Here is a 17,846-nt window from a genome sequence, read left to right as displayed (position 1 = left end):
TACCTCCCAATCAAGCGCTCTTAGCCGCTGGCTTCTTCGCGGCGCTCTTTCCGTCGATTATGTCAACAATCTCGAGACGGGTCAGTTGCTGTCTGTGACCCTTCTTGCGTCGATAAGTTTTCTTGGACTTGTACTTGAAAACTACCGTCTTCTTGCTCTTGCCATGGCTCACCACGCGCGCCGCGACGCGCGCCTTTGAGAGCTTTGACGGACTTACGATCACGTTCTTCCCATCGTGAAGAAGAACCACGTCCTCGAAGCTGTGCTCCTTGCCCTCGGCAATATCGAGCTTCTCTACCGTAATCTTGTTTCCAGGGGCCACCCTGTACTGTTTCGAGCCTGTCCTTATCACTGCGTACATCGTCTTCTCCCACACTTCAAGTATTCCCAGGCAACACTACCAGCATTATATACTACACGAGCGCCACGCGAGAAAAAACAGATTTCCACTACGATTTGCCGCCATGTCCGGCGGCGCTATTGAAAATCAGACCGCGGCCTTCACAGTGCGGACATGTCCGGCCCATTATGTCGATAATGCCCTCGGTTACGTTCTTCCTGGTCATCTCGACCAGCCCGAGGCTCGAAAGCATCGCGATCTGGCTCTTGGTTCTGTCTTTCTCTAACTCGCGCTCGAGAGTCTCGAGCACCTTGTTTCGATTTTCCTCTATCTCCATATCGATGAAATCAATGACAATGATGCCGCCGATGTCGCGCAGCCTCAACTGACGCACCACCTCGACAGCCGCCTCCAGGTTGGTCTTAACCACCGTAGCCTCGAGACTGTTCTTGCCCGTATAGGAACCGGTGTTCACGTCTATAGCCGTAAGCGCCTCTACTTCATCTATCACGATGTGCCCGCCTGACGGGAGTCCTACCTTGCGACGCAGGGCGGCCTCGATCGCCCTGTCAACACCGTAATGCGCAAAGAGCGGCGCGTTCTCCTTGTGCCGCTGAACCAGATCGAGCAACTCCGGCGCGGAGCGATTCAAGTACTCTCGAATCCTGCCAAACTCAACCTTGTTGTCCACAACAACACTCTTGAAATCTCTCGTCAACGTATCTCTTACAACCCTCACCGCGAGGTCAGGCTCGGCATGTAAGAGAACGGGTGGCGCAGCGTCCGCTATCTTGTTTTGCACCTCATCCCATTGCTTGAGCAGATAATCCAGATCTCTCGAGAGATCCTTCTTGCTCGCCTTCGTGGCGGCGGTCCTGATAATCGTGCTACCTTCCTCGGTCTCGATCTCGCGTTGGATCTTGCGAAGCCGATCCCTCTCCCGCTGTGGAAGACGCCTGCTGACTCCCGAGCGTCTGGATTGCGGCATATAGACCATAAGCCGCCCCGGCAGGCTGAGGTAAGTAGTGAGCCTCGCGCCTTTGCCGGACATAGGATCCTTGGTGACCTGAACCACGATCGTGTCGTTGACCTTGAGGGCCTTGCCTATCTTTCCCGGTCGCACATGCGAGCCGTCCTCCATCAACACCAGATCCTGCAGGTACAGCAGCGCGTTCTTCCCGACTCCGATATCGACGAAAGCCGCGCTCATACCGGAAAGCACGGCCGTTATGCGTCCGGCGTAAATGTTCCCGACGATAGACCGCCTCTTCGTACTCTCCAGGTAAACCTCGGCTACAACGTCGTCCTCGAGGAGGGCAAGCCTGCACCTGCCCTTCTCGCAGGTGACGATCAACTCTTTTTTGATATTATTCAATACCTTGCCTCTCGGTTTCCCCCGCCTGCTGGCGCCCCTCTTCCTCCTATCTCCATCGGAGACAGGAGCCTGTCGGCTCGACGGGCGAACAACCCCGTCCTGTGAACCTGCGCTTTGTTCCATATCTCTTTCGGGATCATCGCCATCCGGGCCAGAACCTCTATCACTTCCCACGGCTTGATCGTCCCTGATATTCCATCGTCGAGCGTCATTACCAGACATATGCCATCCTCATCACCTGTCTTTTTCTCATCGAAGGCCAACTTGTGAACGCCACCCCTCAAGTCAACGATCCTTGTGCGCCGGGGCTGCACCCTTTCATACGAAATAGAACTTTTCTCGAGAAATCTTTCAACCGCGCCGCGCAAATCCCCTTCTGTACGCGCGTCTGAAAGCAGCCGGACTCTGAAACAGGCCGTATCTATCAGCTTCCCCACCGGACGCGCGTCGGCGGCGAGCAACCGGCAACCAACAACCCCGATCCCCCCGGGAAGCGCCTCCCGCAAAAGACGCTGCGCTTCCGCCGCGGGAACGTATGACGACAGGCCGAAGTCCATCAACTCGCATTCGCTCGTTATACCTATGGGAAGCGGCGGCGACAGAGAAATTTTCATGCGCGACATGCGATATCCCGCGTACTCCAACGGCAAAGACGCCCTGCGCGCCGAGATCATCAACGTTCGCGAGTACTCGGAGTGAGAAAGATAACGCGCGGTGTCCTCCTTTGTAAACTGAACCCTCAGCCTCAAAGGCGCCGCGCCGGTGACCATCACTCAACCCCTTTTAAAGAAGGCTCGACGCCGAAACTCTCGCAAACACCGCAGCCGGAGCAATCTCCGCTTCTGCAATCCGCGGTAGTCTCACCTCGTAGCGCCCGCGCGAATTCCACTCGCAGATATTCCTTGTCAACGCCAAAATCCAGATGATCCCAGGGGAACACCTCATCCTCGCCGCGCTCCCTGACAAGATAAAAGTCGAAGTCGACACCTTCAGCGAGAGCGGCCTGTCGCCAGCTGGCAAAATCGAAATGCTCGGACCATGAATCAAAGCGCCCACCGGCTTTCCACACGCGCTCGACCACACGGCTCAAAGAACGGTCTCCTCTAGCCAGCAAACTTTCGACAATTGTCATCCCGGAATCGTGCCAGGAAAGCTTGACGCTCCTGGCGCGCAAGGACGATTTGAGTATGTCTTGCTTGTGCGCAATCGATTCCGCGCTCTCTTGCGAACACCACTGAAAAGGCGTGTGCGATTTCGGAACGAACGTTGAAACACTGACGTTGAAAGCGGGAGGCGTCAGTCGCTCGGCGCGCGCCGCGTCCCGCAACCTGAAAACGAGTTTTGATATTTCAGCGACATCTTCGTCGGTCTCGGTCGGCAGGCCAATCATGAAGTAAAGCTTTATTCGCCTCCGGCCGGCCTTTGCCGAGAATATCACCGCGTCTATCATGTCCCGTTCGCTTATGGGCTTGTTTATGACCCTACGTAGCCTTTCCGTGCCCGCCTCCGGCGCGAACGTCAGGCTGCCGCGCCCAATCACGCCGAACCTCATCGCAAGCTGCATGGACATCGCGTCCATGCGAAGCGATGGAAGCGCCATGACCATTTGCCGGTGCTCGCAGATCTGCGCCACCCTTGACGCGACATCCTCGATGCGACTGTAGTCGGCGGACGAGAGTGAACACAACGAAACCTCGTCGTAACCGGTCACGCTCGCGAGTTCGTCCACCATCTTGACCACCTCACCCGCCGTCCTCTCACGGACAGGACGGCCGATCATGCCCGCCTGACAAAACCTGCAACCGCGAGTGCAACCGCGAAACAGCTCGACGTTGAGTCTGTCGTGAACAACCTCGCAGAACGGGACGATCGGCCGCTTCGGATAGAACCAGCGATCGATGTCCACCAGATTCTTCTTCTGCTGTGCGGGAGCGCCGTGGCGCGGAGTAATACCAGTCAGCATGCCGCCTTTGGCGTACACGGGAACATAGTCGCTCGGACGGTAAGCTCCAGGTAGCTTTGACAGTTCGTCGATGACGTGCTCGCGGCTTGCCCCCTGCGCCTTGCCGCGCGTGACAATCTCTACGAGACCAATCATCGCCTTTTCGCTTTCTCCGAGGAAGATAATGTCGAAAAAATCCGCCAGCGGCTCAGGATTCGCGGCGCCACCCCCGCCACCGATTACGATTGGACCTTCGGTTCTCTCGCTCGCCCTTAAGGGAAGGCCAGCGAGGTCGATAAGGTTGAGCACGTTGGTGAATGTGAGTTCATGAGGAATTGATATGCCAAAGATATCGAAATCTCGCACCGGCCTGTGCGTCTCGAGAGAGAAGAGCTCGATGCCCTCATCCCTCATCTCTGCTTCCATGTCGATCCATGGCGAGTAAACGCGCTCGGCGCTCGCGCCTTCGATCTCATTTACAACCTCGCGCAAGATGGCGAGCCCAAGATTGCTGGTTCCGATCTCGTAGACGTCCGGATACGCAAGAGCTACTGTCGTGCCGCCTTTCTGGATATCAGGCGCGTTCCATTCGCCCCCTGTGTAACGGCTGGGCCTCGTGACTCGTGACAGCAGCGGTTCGATCCTCGGCCAGAGGTTTCCCTGTTTCACCATTCTGACGTTTTCACCGGTTCCTCAAAAACGTCGGGATGTCAACAGGCTCAACTTCCCGTCGGGAAGACTTGCGCTCTTTTCTGGAATGCTCCACCGGCCCGTCGGAAGTTGTGGCGAGCTTTTTTCCAGCTGCGCTCTTGAAGCCCGAGGCAACCACCGTTACTTTGACGTGATTGGCAAGCGATTGATTCACAGTGGCGCCGAATATCATGTTCGCTTCGGGGTCGACCGCCCGGGCCACAACCTCGGCAACTTCGTTCACCTCAAAGAGAGACAGGTCATTGCCACCGGATATGTTCAAGAGAACTCGTGTCGCGCCTAAAATGCTCGATTCGAGGAGCGGGCTGTCTATCGCATTGAGCGCCGCCTGCTTCGCCCTATCATCTCCGGTAGCCTGGCCAATGCCGATGAGCGCGGTTCCGGAACCCTCGAGAATGTGCCGCACGTCAGCGAAATCCACATTGATCTCGCCTTGCTCTGTTATAACCTCGGTTATCGCCTGCACACTCTGTCGCAACACGTCATCCGCAATCTTGAACGCGTCTCCCACCGGGACGTTGTCGCCAATATTGAGAAGTCTATCATTGTGCACCACCACGAGAGTGTCAACGTTTTCACGGAGAAGCTCGATACCTTCGTCAGCCTGATCAGCTCTTTTCTTTCCTTCAAACAAAAAAGGCGCCGTTACAACACCTACCGTCAGCGCGCCCATCTCCATCGCGAGCCCGGCAACGACCGGCGCCGCTCCGGTGCCCGTGCCGCCACCCTTTCCGGCAGTCACAAAAACCATATCCGCGCCGCTTATCGCTTCGGTAATCTCACGCTCGCTGGCTTCGGCCGCGCGACGCCCAACCGCTGGATCGTTTCCGGCGCCAAGCCCCTGCGTCATTTCATGGCCAATAGAAATTCGCACATCGGCAAGGCACCCCTGAAGAGCCTGCGCGTCCGTATTCAAGCCGATAAATTCGATATCAGTCATTCCGGACTCTACCATCCGGTTAACCGCGTTTGTTCCGCCGCCGCCTACCCCGACCACCTTGATGATCGTAATGAACGGCTTGATCCTGTTCCGCGTATCTTCCATCTCAAGCCTCACTGGTTTTCGATATTCGTATCTGGCGCGATGCTTCCGCATATCGCCTGGAATTTTCAAATACTATCAGACATGAACGCCCTGCGCCCCGTTCCATAAATACGGTGTCGTATCGATCCCTCTGGTTTTCTCCCTTGCAAACGGGAAGGTTAAGGCGGAGGTGACGCATCACAGACAGGAATGTCTGTGCTACCTTGCCCAGGGGTCAGGCAATGTCAACCGCGCAAGCGGTGGGCAGTGCTTAGGCGTCGTTGAACCGACTGCGCGGAGTAGACGGAGAGGTAGACGGTGCCTGACCCCTGGGCTAGTATAAAGTATAAATCTATACTTTATCTATTGCGCAGGAACGGTGGTATCGTTATATCTTCTTCCTCGAAGATAGTCTTACTCGATCGTTCACGTTCCCGGGCAGGTTTCTCCCGCTCCGACGACCGTGTCGTTGTGCGATCCACATCATCATCCGTCTCGGCGCGGCGCCTGGACGCTGATACACGCGCCGGTCGAGCAAACCCGAGTCTTCCAGGCTCTATTCCCGCCGCAATAACGGTAACCTTTATCTTGTCGGAAAGAGCGACATCTGTGATGATACCGAAAATCTCCTCGGCTTCCGTATCGCATGCGCCCCTGATGATTTCGGCCGCGTCTCTGGCTTCCTGAAGACTCATGTCGGCGCCACCGGTCACATTAATTATCACGCCCTGCGCCCCGTCTATTGACGACTCCAGGAGCGGACTGGATATCGCGTTTTCAGATGCCTTGACCGCGCGATCCTCTCCGGACGCCTCCCCCACACCAAGAAGGGCTGAGCCTGGTATGGACAGTATCTTCTTGATGTCCGCGAAGTCGAGGTTTATCAGGCCCGGAATATTTATAAGGTCTGTTATCCCCTGAACTCCGAAACGCAACACCTCATCAGCCTTTCTGAACGCTTCCTCAACGCTGATGCGAGCATCCGTAAGCTCAAATAGCTTGTCGTTTGGAATGATAATGAGAGTATCGACCTTCTCCTGAAGGGACTCGATGCCCTCCTCCGCCTGGCGACGCCTGTAGGCGCCCTCGAAGTCAAAGGGCTTGGTCACGACACCAATTGTAAGAGCGTTAAGCTCTTTGGCCACTTCAGCCACGACCGGCGCCGCGCCAGTGCCTGTTCCACCACCCTCACCAGCGGTGATAAAGACCATGTCGCTTCCCTTTAAGGCTTCCTTGATCTCATCGCGGTGCTCTTCAGCGGAATCGCGACCTATCTCGGGTTGGTTGCCGGTGCCCAGGAAGCGGGTCAGATCTTCGCCAATGCTTATCTTTACGTCGGCGTCACATGCCAGCAAATCTTGCGCATCGGTATTAATAGCAATGAAATCAACGCCTGTCATGCCATCTCTAATCATGCGATTTATAGCGTTATTTCCTCCACCGCCTACGCCAACCACTTTTATCACCGCAAAAAATTGTTTTAATTCTTCTTGCATGAACGCTTCCTTTCCCCTGAATTCCCGGGCGCTATGCCCATATCACACAGCGCTTTATATCCTCTCAAACGCTAATGTACAACTCTACTATCACAAAATCACCGTTTACTACAGATATATCTTAACCTAAGTTTAGGCTTTAGTATAATCTCTACTGCCGTGTCAAGCAAGTCTCCGTATTTACCTGAGTTTTATTGCGGGGGAATCCGGTACGCGCACGTCAATATAAGCAATCTTTCGCTTGTTATTTTCTACGTCAACAATTATCGCTTCGAGAACCTCGTTCTTTCGCGCGCACTCTCGAGCCTGCCCGTAAACGATATTGAATCCCGACCTCGAGACAAACACCGGGCCCCTTCCATCAAAAGGATTGCCAAGGAGAATCGTGTCACGCACTGTCTCTTGCATGCTGTTCAACACGCTGACACACTCCAGTATCTTTCGGTTGGCTAACTTCTCTCCGACCAACGGCAACGGCGCGTCGCCCCCGTGCACACTCGGGAACTCCTTGAACTGGCCAGGCTCTAACTTTGCAATAACAAACCCGTCGCCCGCAAGCGCAAAGCGCGTGCCGATTTGTTCCAGAACACAAACAGGCGTCCTTTCAATAACACGTATGTCGACCGTGTGCAGCAGGCGTCTTTTCACTTTGACTTCTTTGATCCAGGGATTGCCCTTGAGGTTGCGCGCTATCCTGCCCACGGGGAGAGTTACGAGATTGCTGTAACCCTCAACACCGCTGAGTTGCCGCGCGTAATCGGCCGTAACGTTTTTGTTGCCCGTGATATTGACCTGAGTGATCTGGCAAACGCTCGTGAAAAGCGCCACTGACGTCACAACGCACGCGGCGATCAGTGTCAGTAGAACGATCGCATACGCCGCGCGCCATAAAGTGTGGATCTTTTTGCGTGCCGGGGAAGCGCGCCGTGTTACGTCTTCGCGGCGCGGCGATTGCGACTTGCTCGAACGTTTCTCCGCGTTAGATTTGCGCGCGCGCGATCCGCTCGGCGAAACGCGAATTCGCGGGAATCGCTTCGAGTCCGGGTGGCGCTTCAACCGCTTCAAGGAACATTCACCACGCGAGGTCTATCTTCAGCCTCGCGCTCGCCAAAATCACAGAGACCACCTCGTGAAAGCTCATTCCAATCGCCAGCGCGGCTTTAGGCAAAAGGCTGCTGGCGGTCATCCCTGGGATAGTATTCACCTCGAGCACGTATAGCATGCCGGTGACATCCTCGAGCATCAGGTCGATTCTCGATACTCCCTCACAGGACAAAATCTTAAACGACTCGAGTGATATTCGGCGAGCGGCGCTGGATACCTCGGGGTCGAGCTTTGCCGGAACCTCGTAGTCGGTCATTCCCGGATTATATTTTGCGTTGTAGTCGTAGAAGCCTTCCCTTGGCATTATCTCCAGCACCGGCAGAGCCACCGGCTCGTTGCCCAGCACGCCAACTGTCAGCAACCTTCCTTCGACAAAGCGCTCCACCAGGGCGCGATCATCGCGCTCGAAAACCGTTTTGAGCGCGGGCTCGAGCCCCTCATCTGAATCGACACGTGTGATGCCGATGCTGCTGCCCTCACACGCGGGCTTGACCATCACGGGGTAGCCCGGTTGTTCTGAAACCGCTTTGATGTCGCTATGGCTGTACTTGCGCTCAAGAACCACGTCCTCAATGACGGGTATGCCGTGGAAAGCCAGAAGTTCCTTGGTGACGACCTTGTCTATCGTCACCGCGCTGGCGAGGACCCCACATCCCGTGTAAGGTATGCGCATGATCTCGAGCAGACCCTGAACCGTGCCATCCTCTCCTCCTCTTCCGTGAAGCGCCATGAACGCGGCCTGCGGCCTGACGGACTCCAGCGCTAACGGCAGATTGCTGTCAACGTCAACTTCTGTCACATCATGACCCAACTCGCGCAATGCCCCCGCGACCGCGCGTCCGGTTTCGAGAGACACGTCTCTCTCGGCGTTCTTGCCACCCATCAATACAGCGACTTTCACCAGGAAAACTCCTCTTCAAATCCGATAAGACGCACCTCCGGCTCGAGACGAACAGCAAATCTCGACTCGACCTCTAACGCCATCAGGCCCATCAACTTCTTGATATCATCGGCGCGGGCGCCACCATTGTTTATTATAAAGTTCGCGTGTACGCGCGATACGGACGCGCGCCCGACAGAAGCGCCTTTCACTCCACACTCTTCGAGCAACCTCCCCGCCGAATCGCCCGCCGGGTTCTTGAACACGCAACCCGCGCTGGCCAGGCCAACAGGCTGAGTGGCCTCGCGCTTTGAGCGCGCCTCAGACATCAGACTTTTGATCGACTCGGGCGAGGTGTGCCCGAGACGGAACGTCGCGCTCGTGACAATGTGACCTGGTGGAACCAGCGGCTGTCTGTACACATCCTCGAAAACGTCAAAGATCACATCCTCGCAATCAATCGTCAGGGCACGCGCCTCTGCGAGCACAAGCGCGGTACTGCCTGAGGACGCGCCAGCGTTTGTCATCACTGCCCCACCAACAGTGCCAGGAATGCCACATGAGAACTCGAGACCTCCAAGCGACGCCCGCGCGGCCGTCAAAGCGACAACGCCAAGGGGAGCGCCCGCGCCCGCTTCCAACAGTTCGCCACTCACTTTCGTAAAAGCCGCTCGCCCTCTCAATCGAATCACAGCCCCATCGAACCCCGCGTCCGCGATAAGCACGTTGGAGCCGTTCCCGAGCGCCAGGATACGCATTCTCATTTCCCTCAAGTAAAGCAGCGCCTCTCGAAGCGCTTTCAGACTCTCGACATCAATCAGATAACGCGCCAGACCGCCCGTCTTCCAGGTAGTGCACCCCGCCAGTGGAACGTGTTCATGGACGGTGATGCCTGCCGGGTTCTCTAAAAAACTCATCGGGGCGGACGTCGGCGGGGGCACGACTAGCCTTCGCCCTCGGGTAACAGGTCGAGTATTTCGCGGGCGCACCGGGTAATGTCACCAGCGCCCATCGTTATAACCACGTCCCCTGGCTCAAGCATGTTTACCACGCCACGAGCAAGCTCCGAGCGCGACTCGATATACACCACGTCCCTGGAGGAATCGCGCTCACAAATGCTGTCAGCGATAAGATTGCCCGTCACGCCGGGCTCGGGGTCTTCTCCAGCGCTGAATATGTCTGTAACTACCACCAACCCCGCGCCATCGAAACTTTCACCAAACAGTCGATGCAGCATTCTCGTCCTCGAGTAGCGGTGGGGCTGAAAGACAACGACCACGCGCCCGCTCGTTATCTCGCGCGCCATATCGAGAACCGCTTTCACCTCGGTCGGGTGATGGGCGTAGTCATCGATCACCGTCACACCGCTTCGCTCGCCAATCAGCTCAAATCTGCGCCTCACGCCCCTGCAGTTTTCCATGCCGCGAGCAATGTCGTCGAGATCAAACCCGAGGCGATGCGCTACCGCGAACGCGGCGGTGGAATTGTATGCGTTGTAAACACCCGGAAGACGCGTCGTAACGTCGAGCAGTTTCTCCTCGCCAAGCATGACCCTGAACGCGCTGCCTTCAGCGCGAGCGCTTGTGATCTCGAACCTGTAATTATTGTCCGGCGCCTGACCGTAAAATATGACATTTCGACCGGAAGCGCGGAAGCTCTCACCGACACCTCGCGCCGTGGGATCGTCACCGCATATCACCGCGAAACCTTCGCGAGAAAGCAAGTCCAGAAACTCTCGGAAAACAGTTGCCGTGCCATCGAGACTATCGAAGTAATCAGTGTGATCCCAGTCCACGTTAGTCAGAACCGCGATTTCCGGACGCAGGCAGAGAAGAGAACCGTCGCTCTCGTCCGCCTCCGCCACGACAAACTCTCCCTTGCCGTAGTGCGCGTTGCCGCCGATCTCCTTCAACTCGCCACCTATCAAATAAGAAGGATCGACTCCGCACTCTTTGAGCACGCACGCCACTATAGCTGTTGTGGTCGTCTTGCCATGGGTGCCCGCAACCGCTATTCCTTTGCGCCCGGCCATAATTGTCGCAAGCATCTGAGCTCTCGAGATGATCGGTATCCCGCGCCGCTGCGCTTCTTGAACCTCCGGATTGTCATGGCGAATAGCGGAAGATTTGACTACCACCTGGCAATCTCCAAGATTCCGAGCGCGATGCCCGAGTCCGATTGCGGCCCCGAGGTCTCTCAATCGCCTCACGTACGAAGAATCCTTCAAGTCGGAGCCCTCTACCTTACACCCCATCTCTATGAGCACCGTAGCAATAGCGCTCATTCCCGCGCCTCCGGCCCCGATCATGTAAACCGCGAAACCGTCACGCAACCTTTGCGGATCTATCGATTGTGCTTCCTGCATGTTTCCTCGCTCCCTCATGAATATTATGCGCCAGGGGTCAGGCACCGTCTACCGCGCAGCGGTAGACGGTGCCTGACCCCGTTCATTCGTTCATTATGTCACGTCAGTTTTTCGATGATCGCCGCTATCTCCCTGGCCCCGTTGGAGCGCGTCAGCGCGCTCGCGCGCTTTTTCATTGAAGACAGCCTGACATCGTCATCCAACAGCGCCAGCGCCTCCGCAACGGCGTCTGACGCCGATCCATTCTCCTCGCTCACGAGCAAAACAGCCCCGGTCTTCGCGATGCATGCCGCGTTTTTCTCCTGATGACCACCGGTTGCGTGAGGGAAAGGAACTAAAACGGCGGGCAACCCTATCGCGATAAGCTCGGCAATGGTCCCTGCCCCCGCCCGACCGAGCGCGATGTCCGCCGCGGCGTAAGCAAGATCCATGCGCTCCGTGTAACCGAATGGCCTGTATATGAGGCTCGCCGCGCCACAAGCCCTCTCAGCCTCGACGCGCGCGTCTTTCTCAAACTCCTTGCCTCCCGTCAGGTGCAGCACCTGCAGGTCATTTCTTTCCGCGATATCCGGCAACGATGCCCAGAGAGCCTCGTTTATAGCGCGCGCGCCCTGACTCCCTCCGAAAACCAGGATAGTCTTCCTTTTCGGATCGAGGCCGAACTCGCCCGCGGCCGCGACGCGAGCGCTCTGACCGGCCACCTCAAAACATCCGCGTGAAATCGTCTCTATTTCAGGCCGAACGGGAACTCCGGTCACGCGGACGCGAGCCCGCTTCGAGAGCAAAGGACCCGTCCCCTCGTACGCGACGGCAACCTCGGCCGCCCTCCCGCAAAAAAAGCGTGTCACAAATCCTGGATCGTAGTTCATTTCATGGAGCACGAGCGGCACGCCCAAAGTGATCGCCGCAAGGCAGGCCGGCGCCGAGGCGTACCCGCCGGTTCCCACGACACACTCCACTTCAAACCGCTTGAGCATTCGTCTGCACAAATAAGCGGCGCGAAGAAACTTGACGAGCGCGCTGAGCGCGCTGATGAATCTCCTGCCAACAACGCCCGCGACATCAAATGCGTGAAATTGTATGCCAGCCGCCTCGGCGGCCGCCGCCTCGGGTCCACTCGATGAGCCAATAAATATGACGACCGACTCCGGATGATGATCGAGAATATATCTCGCTATTGCTATAGCTGGATAGATGTGACCACCGGTGCCTCCACCGGTCACTACAAGACGCACCGGTCAACGCCCCCGCGGTTTGCTCAACGCCGCTATGTTGAGAAGAATGCCTATGCTTCCCAGACATACGAAAATGCTCATTCCGCCGCTGGACACCAGCGGCAACGGAACACCGGTGATTGGGAGCAATCCCACAACACCTCCCATGTTCACCAGCGCCTGGATAACTATTGACCCTGTGATACCTATCGCAAGCAGGCGGCCGAGCTCATCAGGCGCGTTTATCGCGATGCGCAGGCCCGCCCAGGCGAAAAGGACCATCAGGCAGAGCACGGTCAATGTACCAGCGATTCCAAATTCCTCACCGATAATCGCGAAAATAAAATCGTTGTGGGCATTCGGTAAATACAAAAACTTCTGCCTGCTCATGCCAGGGCCGAGCCCCTTGAGATTACCTGACCCCAGTGCGATAGATGACTGGATGACGTGATACCCATACCCTTCCGAGCTTTTCCACGGATGCATGAAGGAGAAAAGCCTGGCACGCCTGTACGGCGCGATATAAGCGAATAGCACAGCCAATGCGCCGCCCGCGCTGCCCAGCGCAAAAAGATGAGATGAGTTCGTGGGCGCTAGGATCAGCAAAAGCATTACAGAGAAACAGAGAACAAGTGCGCTGCCCAGATCCGGTTGCGCGAGCATGAGCCCGGCAGCCAGGACGACAAGAACAACAATAGGAACGACGAGATGCCTTAACCCTTTCATCTTCTTCGATTTGGTCGCGATAACATGAGCGGAAAAAACGATCAGCGCTATCCTGACGAACTCCGTCGGCGAGAAGGGCGAGAAGCCCACGTCGAAACAACGGCGCGCGCCGTTGACTTCCTTTCCGAAGAAAAGTAGCAGCGCGAGCAATCCCATCGACAAAAACACGCCAAACAACGATATTCTGGCCAGAAAGTGGTAATCAAGCCTGGAGCAAACGTAAAGAAGCAGCAACCCTGAAAACGCCCAGAAGGCCTGTTCCCAAAAAGTCCGATAGCCCCCCGCGCCCATTTCCGACGACGCGACAAAACTTGCCGACAGAACCATCACCAACCCGCCAAGCAGCAACACGATTGTTGGCAGGAGGATCGGGTTTGCCAGCGACGCCTTCCTCCGGCTTCCACTCTTCGCGCAAGATGTCCCTGTGCAAGTCCCGCTTCTCTGAGCGCGGGTTCCATTCAATTTGGCGGGCGCGCGTTGGCTCTTGCGCGCGGTCGGCGCCGTGCGCCCTTTATCTCTTGTGACAGGAGTCGCCTTTCCGGCGTCAGACCGCGCGCTTCTTGCTCCTCGCGCAGGCGCCCTTCCCGCGGGATTTTTCCTCTTCGATGCCAATTCCCGGGTTCTACCGGGTCGAGGCGCGGACAACTTCCTCGCCGCGCTGGACGAAACGCTAGACCGCGCCGCCACTCATTTCACCTTCCTCCAACATGCCAACCGCCGCCTTGAAAGATTCTCCTCTCTCCTTGTAATCACTAAACATGTCAAACGAAGCGCAAGCCGGCGCGAACAGCACGGAAGCCCCGGAGGTCGCCATCTCATAAGCCTTGCGAACTGAATCCTCCATATCGCTCGCCACGACCACTCGTCTGTTCACGTCGTGTCCGCGCGCCTTGTGGATAGCGTCCTCTATCTCTTGTGAGCTCTCTCCCAGTAACACGACTCCGAGCAACATCCCATCGTCCATCCGCGCGCGCATCGCGGTCGCGAGCTCGGTGAATTCAAGCCCCTTGTTTCTGCCCCCCATGATTGCGACAAACGGTTCTGAGAAAGATCTGACGGCGCTCAGTGCCGCATGTGGATTGGTGGCCTTCGAATCGTTGTAAAAAGACACACCACCAACCACCGCGACCCGCTCACATCTGTGCTCAAGACCTTTGAAGCCATACGCCGCATCGCGGACGCGTGACGGATCCTCGCCCAGAATAAGCGCCGCTCCCGCGGCCGCCATGACGTTTTCGACGTTGTGCGATCCGGCAATCTTCAACCCGGCAGTATCGAGAACTCTGTGCTGGGGCAAAGGCGCGCCTGTGACGATCCATCCATCGACTACCCGAATCGCCGCTTCTTCACTCTCGCTTGAGCTGAAACCTATAGTCACGCCATTCGCGCGTGACGCCACCTGGCGGCAAAAGGAGTCGTCGGCGTTATAGACAAGGAAATCATCCGGCAGCATATTTTCGATAACGCGCATCTTGGCGCGTCCGTAATCCTCGATGTTCTCGTGCCAGTCGAAGTGATCCGGCGCGAGATTGAGAACGAGGGAAACCTTTGCCCGGAACTTCTCTATGTTCTGAAGCTGGAAGCTCGACGCCTCACAAACCAGGATGTCTCCAGAATCTACACACCCGCGGAGACTCACAACAGGGGTTCCAATGTTGCCGCACTCCAGCGCCCTTCTCCCCGGGCGGTTCAGCATCGCCACCACGAGCCGTGTAGTCGTCGTCTTCCCGTCGGTCCCGGTAACGGCCACAAAGGTATTCTCTTCGAGAAGCCTGTACCCGAGCTCGAGCTCACTGACAACCTTGAGCCCTTCATGTCTGGATCGCGCCAGCACAGGAGCGCCCTGTGGCACCCCCGGACTCGCGACCACGAGGTCAAACGATCCGATATCATCAGGAACAGACACGCCAAGCCTCACCTCGACGCCCGCCTCCCGAAGCGCGCCCACCGCCTCAACGCGCGCCGGCGCATAGGAACTGTCTATCAGCACGGGCCGGGCGCATAGCTCCAACAAGACACGCGCGGCGGCTTCGCCGCTCGATCCCAATCCAACTACAAGCACCCTCTTTTTCGCAAACTCGATCATTTCGGCTCCTGGAAACATTAGGGGTCAGGCACCGTCTACCTATCATTTCAGCACCCTGCCGACAAAATCTACATAGAATATCGCGAAACCTACCAGCATGCAGAAACCACAAACAATCCAGAGCCTAACCATTACGGTGAACTCCGACCACCCGGAAAGCTCAAAGTGATGGTGTATGGGCGCCATCTTGAACACCCGTTTGCCACCGGTTATCTTGAACACTCCAACCTGGACAATCACAGAAGCAGTCTCCAGCACAAACAGACCGCCCAGCAGCGGCAGCAGCAACTGCGTGCGAGTCATTATCGCGATTGCGGCCAGTACGCCACCGAGCGCCAGCGAGCCGGTGTCGCCCATGAATATCTTTGCCGGCGCGGCGTTCCACCACAGAAATCCCACGCACGCCCCCAGTACCGCCCCCGCGATTATCGCAACGTCCAGCGCCGGCTTGCCAGTGAACGCATAGAACCTTGGATGCTCTGTTATCGGGTGTCGGAACATGGTGAATGCGATGAGAAGATACGCCGACATCACTATAATCGTGGCGCCGCTCGCCAGCCCGTCCAATCCATCGGTCAGGTTCACCGAGTTCGACGAGGCCGTGATCATGACAAAAACCCAGATGAAGAAGAACCAGCCAAGGCTAAATCCTGTGCCTCCAAGAAAGCTGAACTTCTGCGGCAGAGCGGGATAGCCGGCGGTGTGCATCCGCGTGGCGAACACGGTAAAACCCGCCGCGATCAGCAACTGCCCGGCGAACTTGTATGAAGGCTTCAGGCCAAGCGATCGCTTCTTGCGTATCTGCGTGAAATCGTCGATAAAACCAAGCAAACCGCACGCCACCATCGTCGAAAGCACAGCCAGCCCTTCCGGCGTATGCTTCGAAAAGATGAGGTAGCCGACCACCACACCGAGCACGATGAGAATGCCGCCCATTGTAGGCGTTCCCTTCTTCACAAAGTGAGCGCGCGGGCCATCCTCGCGAATGACCTGCCCGTACTTCATCCTCTTTAGAAACTTGATGAAAACAGGCGTGCTCAGGAGACAGATGAGTCCGGCCACGATCGCGGCCCCCAGCACCCTATACATTCGCCGCCAGCTTATCGCGAATAAAGGCTCGTGACGTCAGTTGGTTCGAGATGGACTCAAGTCCAAAGACACGCGATGCCTTGACAAGGATCACGTCGCGTGGTTCGACTATGCACTTCAACGTATCTAGAGCTTCCATGACATCATCACAGCGAAATACGCTACCTTTAGGCATGCCTCCCTCAACGGCCCCGGAGGCGATCGGGCGCGCCATCTTTCCAACCGCGACAAGCAAGTCGACATCCAGTTCGGCCGCTTTTCGTCCGACTTCGACATGGAACTCGCGGCTCGACGGCCCCAGCTCCGCCATGCCACCCAGCACGGCGATCGTGCGACGCGCGCCACCGACATCACCAATAGTCCGCAACGCCGACTCCATCGAGGGCGGATTGGCGTTGTACGCGTCGTTTATCACAAGATAGCCGTCGGCGCATTCGACGCACTCGGTGCGCATGCGAGCAATGGAAGCTCCTTGAAGTCCTTTCTTTATGGCTTGAGGCTTTGAGCCGAGAACGTGCGCACAAGCGGCCGCCGCAAGCGCGTTTTGAACCTGGTGCCGCCCCACCAAAGGCAGGCTGACGTCAATCCTGAATCCTGGACCACAAAGCTCGAACGCGCACTTTCCACGTTCGCCCACTCTTACCTTGTCCACGCGGTACGCCGCGCCACGGCCACGACCGAATCTGGTTACCCTGGCTCGCGTTTTGCGCGCTATGTCCACGCTTGACGGATCACCAGCGTTGAGAAAGAGATCTCCGTCTTCCGGCAAGCCCACCGCCAGTTCAGCCTTCGTTTCAGCAACTATCTCCATGGTCTTGAAAAGCTTCAGATGCCCGGGGCCGACATTGGTTATTATTCCCGCGCCTGGCTTCACAATCTCTACGAGCCTCTTGATGTCTCCTGGATGGCGAGCTCCCAACTCTGTCACGAGCGCGCTGTCTTTCTTGTTGGCTCTAAAGATAGTGAGCGGAACACCTATCTCATTATTTTGGTTATCCTCAGACGCGCATACGCTTCGATCCTCAAGCAGTATTGACACGAGAAAATCTTTGGTGCACGTCTTGCCGGTCGTGCCGGTTATGCTCACCGCGTTCACATTCAAGCCCTCGCGCACAAAAGCGGCGAGGTCTCCAAGGGCTTTTGTCGTGTCCTTGACAAGAACCACGGGAAAGCCTGGATTTTTTGCCCGGAACTCATACGCCAGATGATTGCGAGCATTAACCACCGCCGCTTTTACCCCTGCCCGCAAAGCGTCACAAAGGAACGCATGACCGTCATATCGCGGCCCCTTGAGCGCGAAGAACATATCTCTCCCGGCCAGATTACGCGTATCAATTCCCACGCGTGAGACAACGCAATCTGGCGAAGAAACGGAAACCGTTCCGCCCATCGCTTTCGCTATCTGATCAAGACTGATCTTGCGCACTTCACATCTCCCGTATGCACTCCACGAGTACCTGTCTGTCATCGAACGGAATCACCCTGTCTGAAAAG

Annotated in this window: 15 protein-coding genes; all 15 read right to left on the bottom strand. The window is 56.8% G+C overall.

Annotation, left to right across the window (positions count from 1 at the left end; translation table 11 throughout):
• Positions 1-10 precede the first annotated feature (10 nt).
• A complete protein-coding gene (rplU, locus tag CVT63_00460; protein ID PKQ28874.1) occupies positions 11-361 on the bottom strand; it encodes a 50S ribosomal protein L21 in 351 nt (116 codons plus the stop codon).
• An 88-nt stretch (positions 362-449) separates the two neighbouring features.
• On the bottom strand, positions 450-1,838 hold the full coding sequence (locus tag CVT63_00455; GenBank protein PKQ28873.1) for a hypothetical protein: 1,389 nt from the start codon (positions 1,836-1,838) through the stop codon (positions 450-452).
• On the bottom strand, positions 1,712-2,485 hold the full coding sequence (locus tag CVT63_00450) for a hypothetical protein (protein PKQ28872.1): 774 nt from the start codon (positions 2,483-2,485) through the stop codon (positions 1,712-1,714). The genes CVT63_00455 and CVT63_00450 overlap by 127 nt, the downstream gene beginning before the upstream one ends.
• Positions 2,485-4,329, bottom strand: a complete 1,845-nt coding sequence (locus CVT63_00445) for a B12-binding domain-containing radical SAM protein (GenBank protein ID PKQ28871.1) — start codon at positions 4,327-4,329, stop codon at positions 2,485-2,487. Before CVT63_00445 ends, CVT63_00450 begins: the two co-directional genes overlap by 1 nt.
• Positions 4,330-4,339: 10 nt before the next feature.
• A complete protein-coding gene (locus CVT63_00440; GenBank protein PKQ28893.1) occupies positions 4,340-5,413 on the bottom strand; it encodes a cell division protein FtsZ in 1,074 nt (357 codons plus the stop codon).
• 338 nt (positions 5,414-5,751) lie between these two features.
• On the bottom strand, positions 5,752-6,888 hold the full coding sequence (locus CVT63_00435) for a cell division protein FtsZ (protein ID PKQ28870.1): 1,137 nt from the start codon (positions 6,886-6,888) through the stop codon (positions 5,752-5,754).
• A 180-nt stretch (positions 6,889-7,068) separates the two neighbouring features.
• Positions 7,069-7,953, bottom strand: coding sequence for a hypothetical protein (locus CVT63_00430; protein PKQ28869.1), 885 nt, complete (start codon positions 7,951-7,953; stop codon positions 7,069-7,071).
• 7 nt (positions 7,954-7,960) lie between these two features.
• Positions 7,961-8,875: a D-alanine--D-alanine ligase gene (locus tag CVT63_00425; GenBank protein ID PKQ28892.1), complete on the bottom strand. Its 915-nt coding sequence runs from the start codon at positions 8,873-8,875 to the stop codon at positions 7,961-7,963.
• 14 nt (positions 8,876-8,889) lie between these two features.
• Positions 8,890-9,789 (bottom strand): UDP-N-acetylenolpyruvoylglucosamine reductase, encoded by a 900-nt coding sequence (locus CVT63_00420; protein ID PKQ28868.1) that lies wholly within the window; start codon positions 9,787-9,789, stop codon positions 8,890-8,892.
• Positions 9,790-9,815: 26 nt separating this feature from the next.
• A complete protein-coding gene (locus CVT63_00415) occupies positions 9,816-11,255 on the bottom strand; it encodes a UDP-N-acetylmuramate--L-alanine ligase (protein ID PKQ28867.1) in 1,440 nt (479 codons plus the stop codon).
• 80 nt (positions 11,256-11,335) lie between these two features.
• Positions 11,336-12,472 carry an undecaprenyldiphospho-muramoylpentapeptide beta-N-acetylglucosaminyltransferase gene (murG, locus tag CVT63_00410; protein PKQ28866.1) on the bottom strand — a complete coding sequence of 379 codons (1,137 nt, stop codon included), beginning with the start codon at positions 12,470-12,472 and terminating at the stop codon, positions 11,336-11,338.
• 3 nt (positions 12,473-12,475) lie between these two features.
• Positions 12,476-13,789, bottom strand: a complete 1,314-nt coding sequence (locus CVT63_00405; protein PKQ28865.1) for a stage V sporulation protein E — start codon at positions 13,787-13,789, stop codon at positions 12,476-12,478.
• A gap of 58 nt (positions 13,790-13,847) precedes the next feature.
• Complete coding sequence (gene murD / locus CVT63_00400; GenBank protein PKQ28864.1) at positions 13,848-15,281, bottom strand: UDP-N-acetylmuramoyl-L-alanine--D-glutamate ligase; 1,434 nt, start codon at positions 15,279-15,281, stop codon at positions 13,848-13,850.
• Positions 15,282-15,305: 24 nt separating this feature from the next.
• On the bottom strand, positions 15,306-16,352 hold the full coding sequence (locus CVT63_00395) for a phospho-N-acetylmuramoyl-pentapeptide-transferase (protein PKQ28863.1): 1,047 nt from the start codon (positions 16,350-16,352) through the stop codon (positions 15,306-15,308).
• Positions 16,345-17,820: a UDP-N-acetylmuramoyl-tripeptide--D-alanyl-D-alanine ligase gene (locus tag CVT63_00390; GenBank protein ID PKQ28862.1), complete on the bottom strand. Its 1,476-nt coding sequence runs from the start codon at positions 17,818-17,820 to the stop codon at positions 16,345-16,347. Before CVT63_00390 ends, CVT63_00395 begins: the two co-directional genes overlap by 8 nt.
• Positions 17,821-17,846 lie beyond the last annotated feature (26 nt).

Source organism: Candidatus Anoxymicrobium japonicum (assembly GCA_002843005.1).
Taxonomy (GTDB): Bacteria; Actinomycetota; Geothermincolia; order Fen-727; family Anoxymicrobiaceae; genus Anoxymicrobium; species Anoxymicrobium japonicum.
The sequence above is the reverse complement of the archived record's forward strand: the minus strand, read 5'-3'. Positions and strand labels throughout refer to the sequence as shown.

Bases quoted from the DNA above. Each gene is read 5' to 3' on its own strand.
- rplU (PKQ28874.1), bottom strand. From the start codon at position 361: ATGTACGCAGTGATAAGGACAGGCTCGAAACAGTACAGGGTGGCCCCT.
- CVT63_00455 (PKQ28873.1), bottom strand. From the start codon at position 1,838: ATGGAACAAAGCGCAGGTTCACAGGACGGGGTTGTTCGCCCGTCGAGC.
- CVT63_00450 (PKQ28872.1), bottom strand. From the start codon at position 2,485: ATGGTCACCGGCGCGGCGCCTTTGAGGCTGAGGGTTCAGTTTACAAAG.
- CVT63_00445 (PKQ28871.1), bottom strand. From the start codon at position 4,329: ATGGTGAAACAGGGAAACCTCTGGCCGAGGATCGAACCGCTGCTGTCA.
- CVT63_00440 (PKQ28893.1), bottom strand. From the start codon at position 5,413: ATGGAAGATACGCGGAACAGGATCAAGCCGTTCATTACGATCATCAAG.
- CVT63_00435 (PKQ28870.1), bottom strand. From the start codon at position 6,888: ATGCAAGAAGAATTAAAACAATTTTTTGCGGTGATAAAAGTGGTTGGC.
- CVT63_00425 (PKQ28892.1), bottom strand. From the start codon at position 8,875: ATGGGTGGCAAGAACGCCGAGAGAGACGTGTCTCTCGAAACCGGACGC.
- CVT63_00420 (PKQ28868.1), bottom strand. From the start codon at position 9,789: ATGAGTTTTTTAGAGAACCCGGCAGGCATCACCGTCCATGAACACGTT.
- CVT63_00415 (PKQ28867.1), bottom strand. From the start codon at position 11,255: ATGAGGGAGCGAGGAAACATGCAGGAAGCACAATCGATAGATCCGCAA.
- murD (PKQ28864.1), bottom strand. From the start codon at position 15,281: ATGTTTCCAGGAGCCGAAATGATCGAGTTTGCGAAAAAGAGGGTGCTT.
- CVT63_00395 (PKQ28863.1), bottom strand. From the start codon at position 16,352: ATGTATAGGGTGCTGGGGGCCGCGATCGTGGCCGGACTCATCTGTCTC.
- CVT63_00390 (PKQ28862.1), bottom strand. From the start codon at position 17,820: ATGACAGACAGGTACTCGTGGAGTGCATACGGGAGATGTGAAGTGCGC.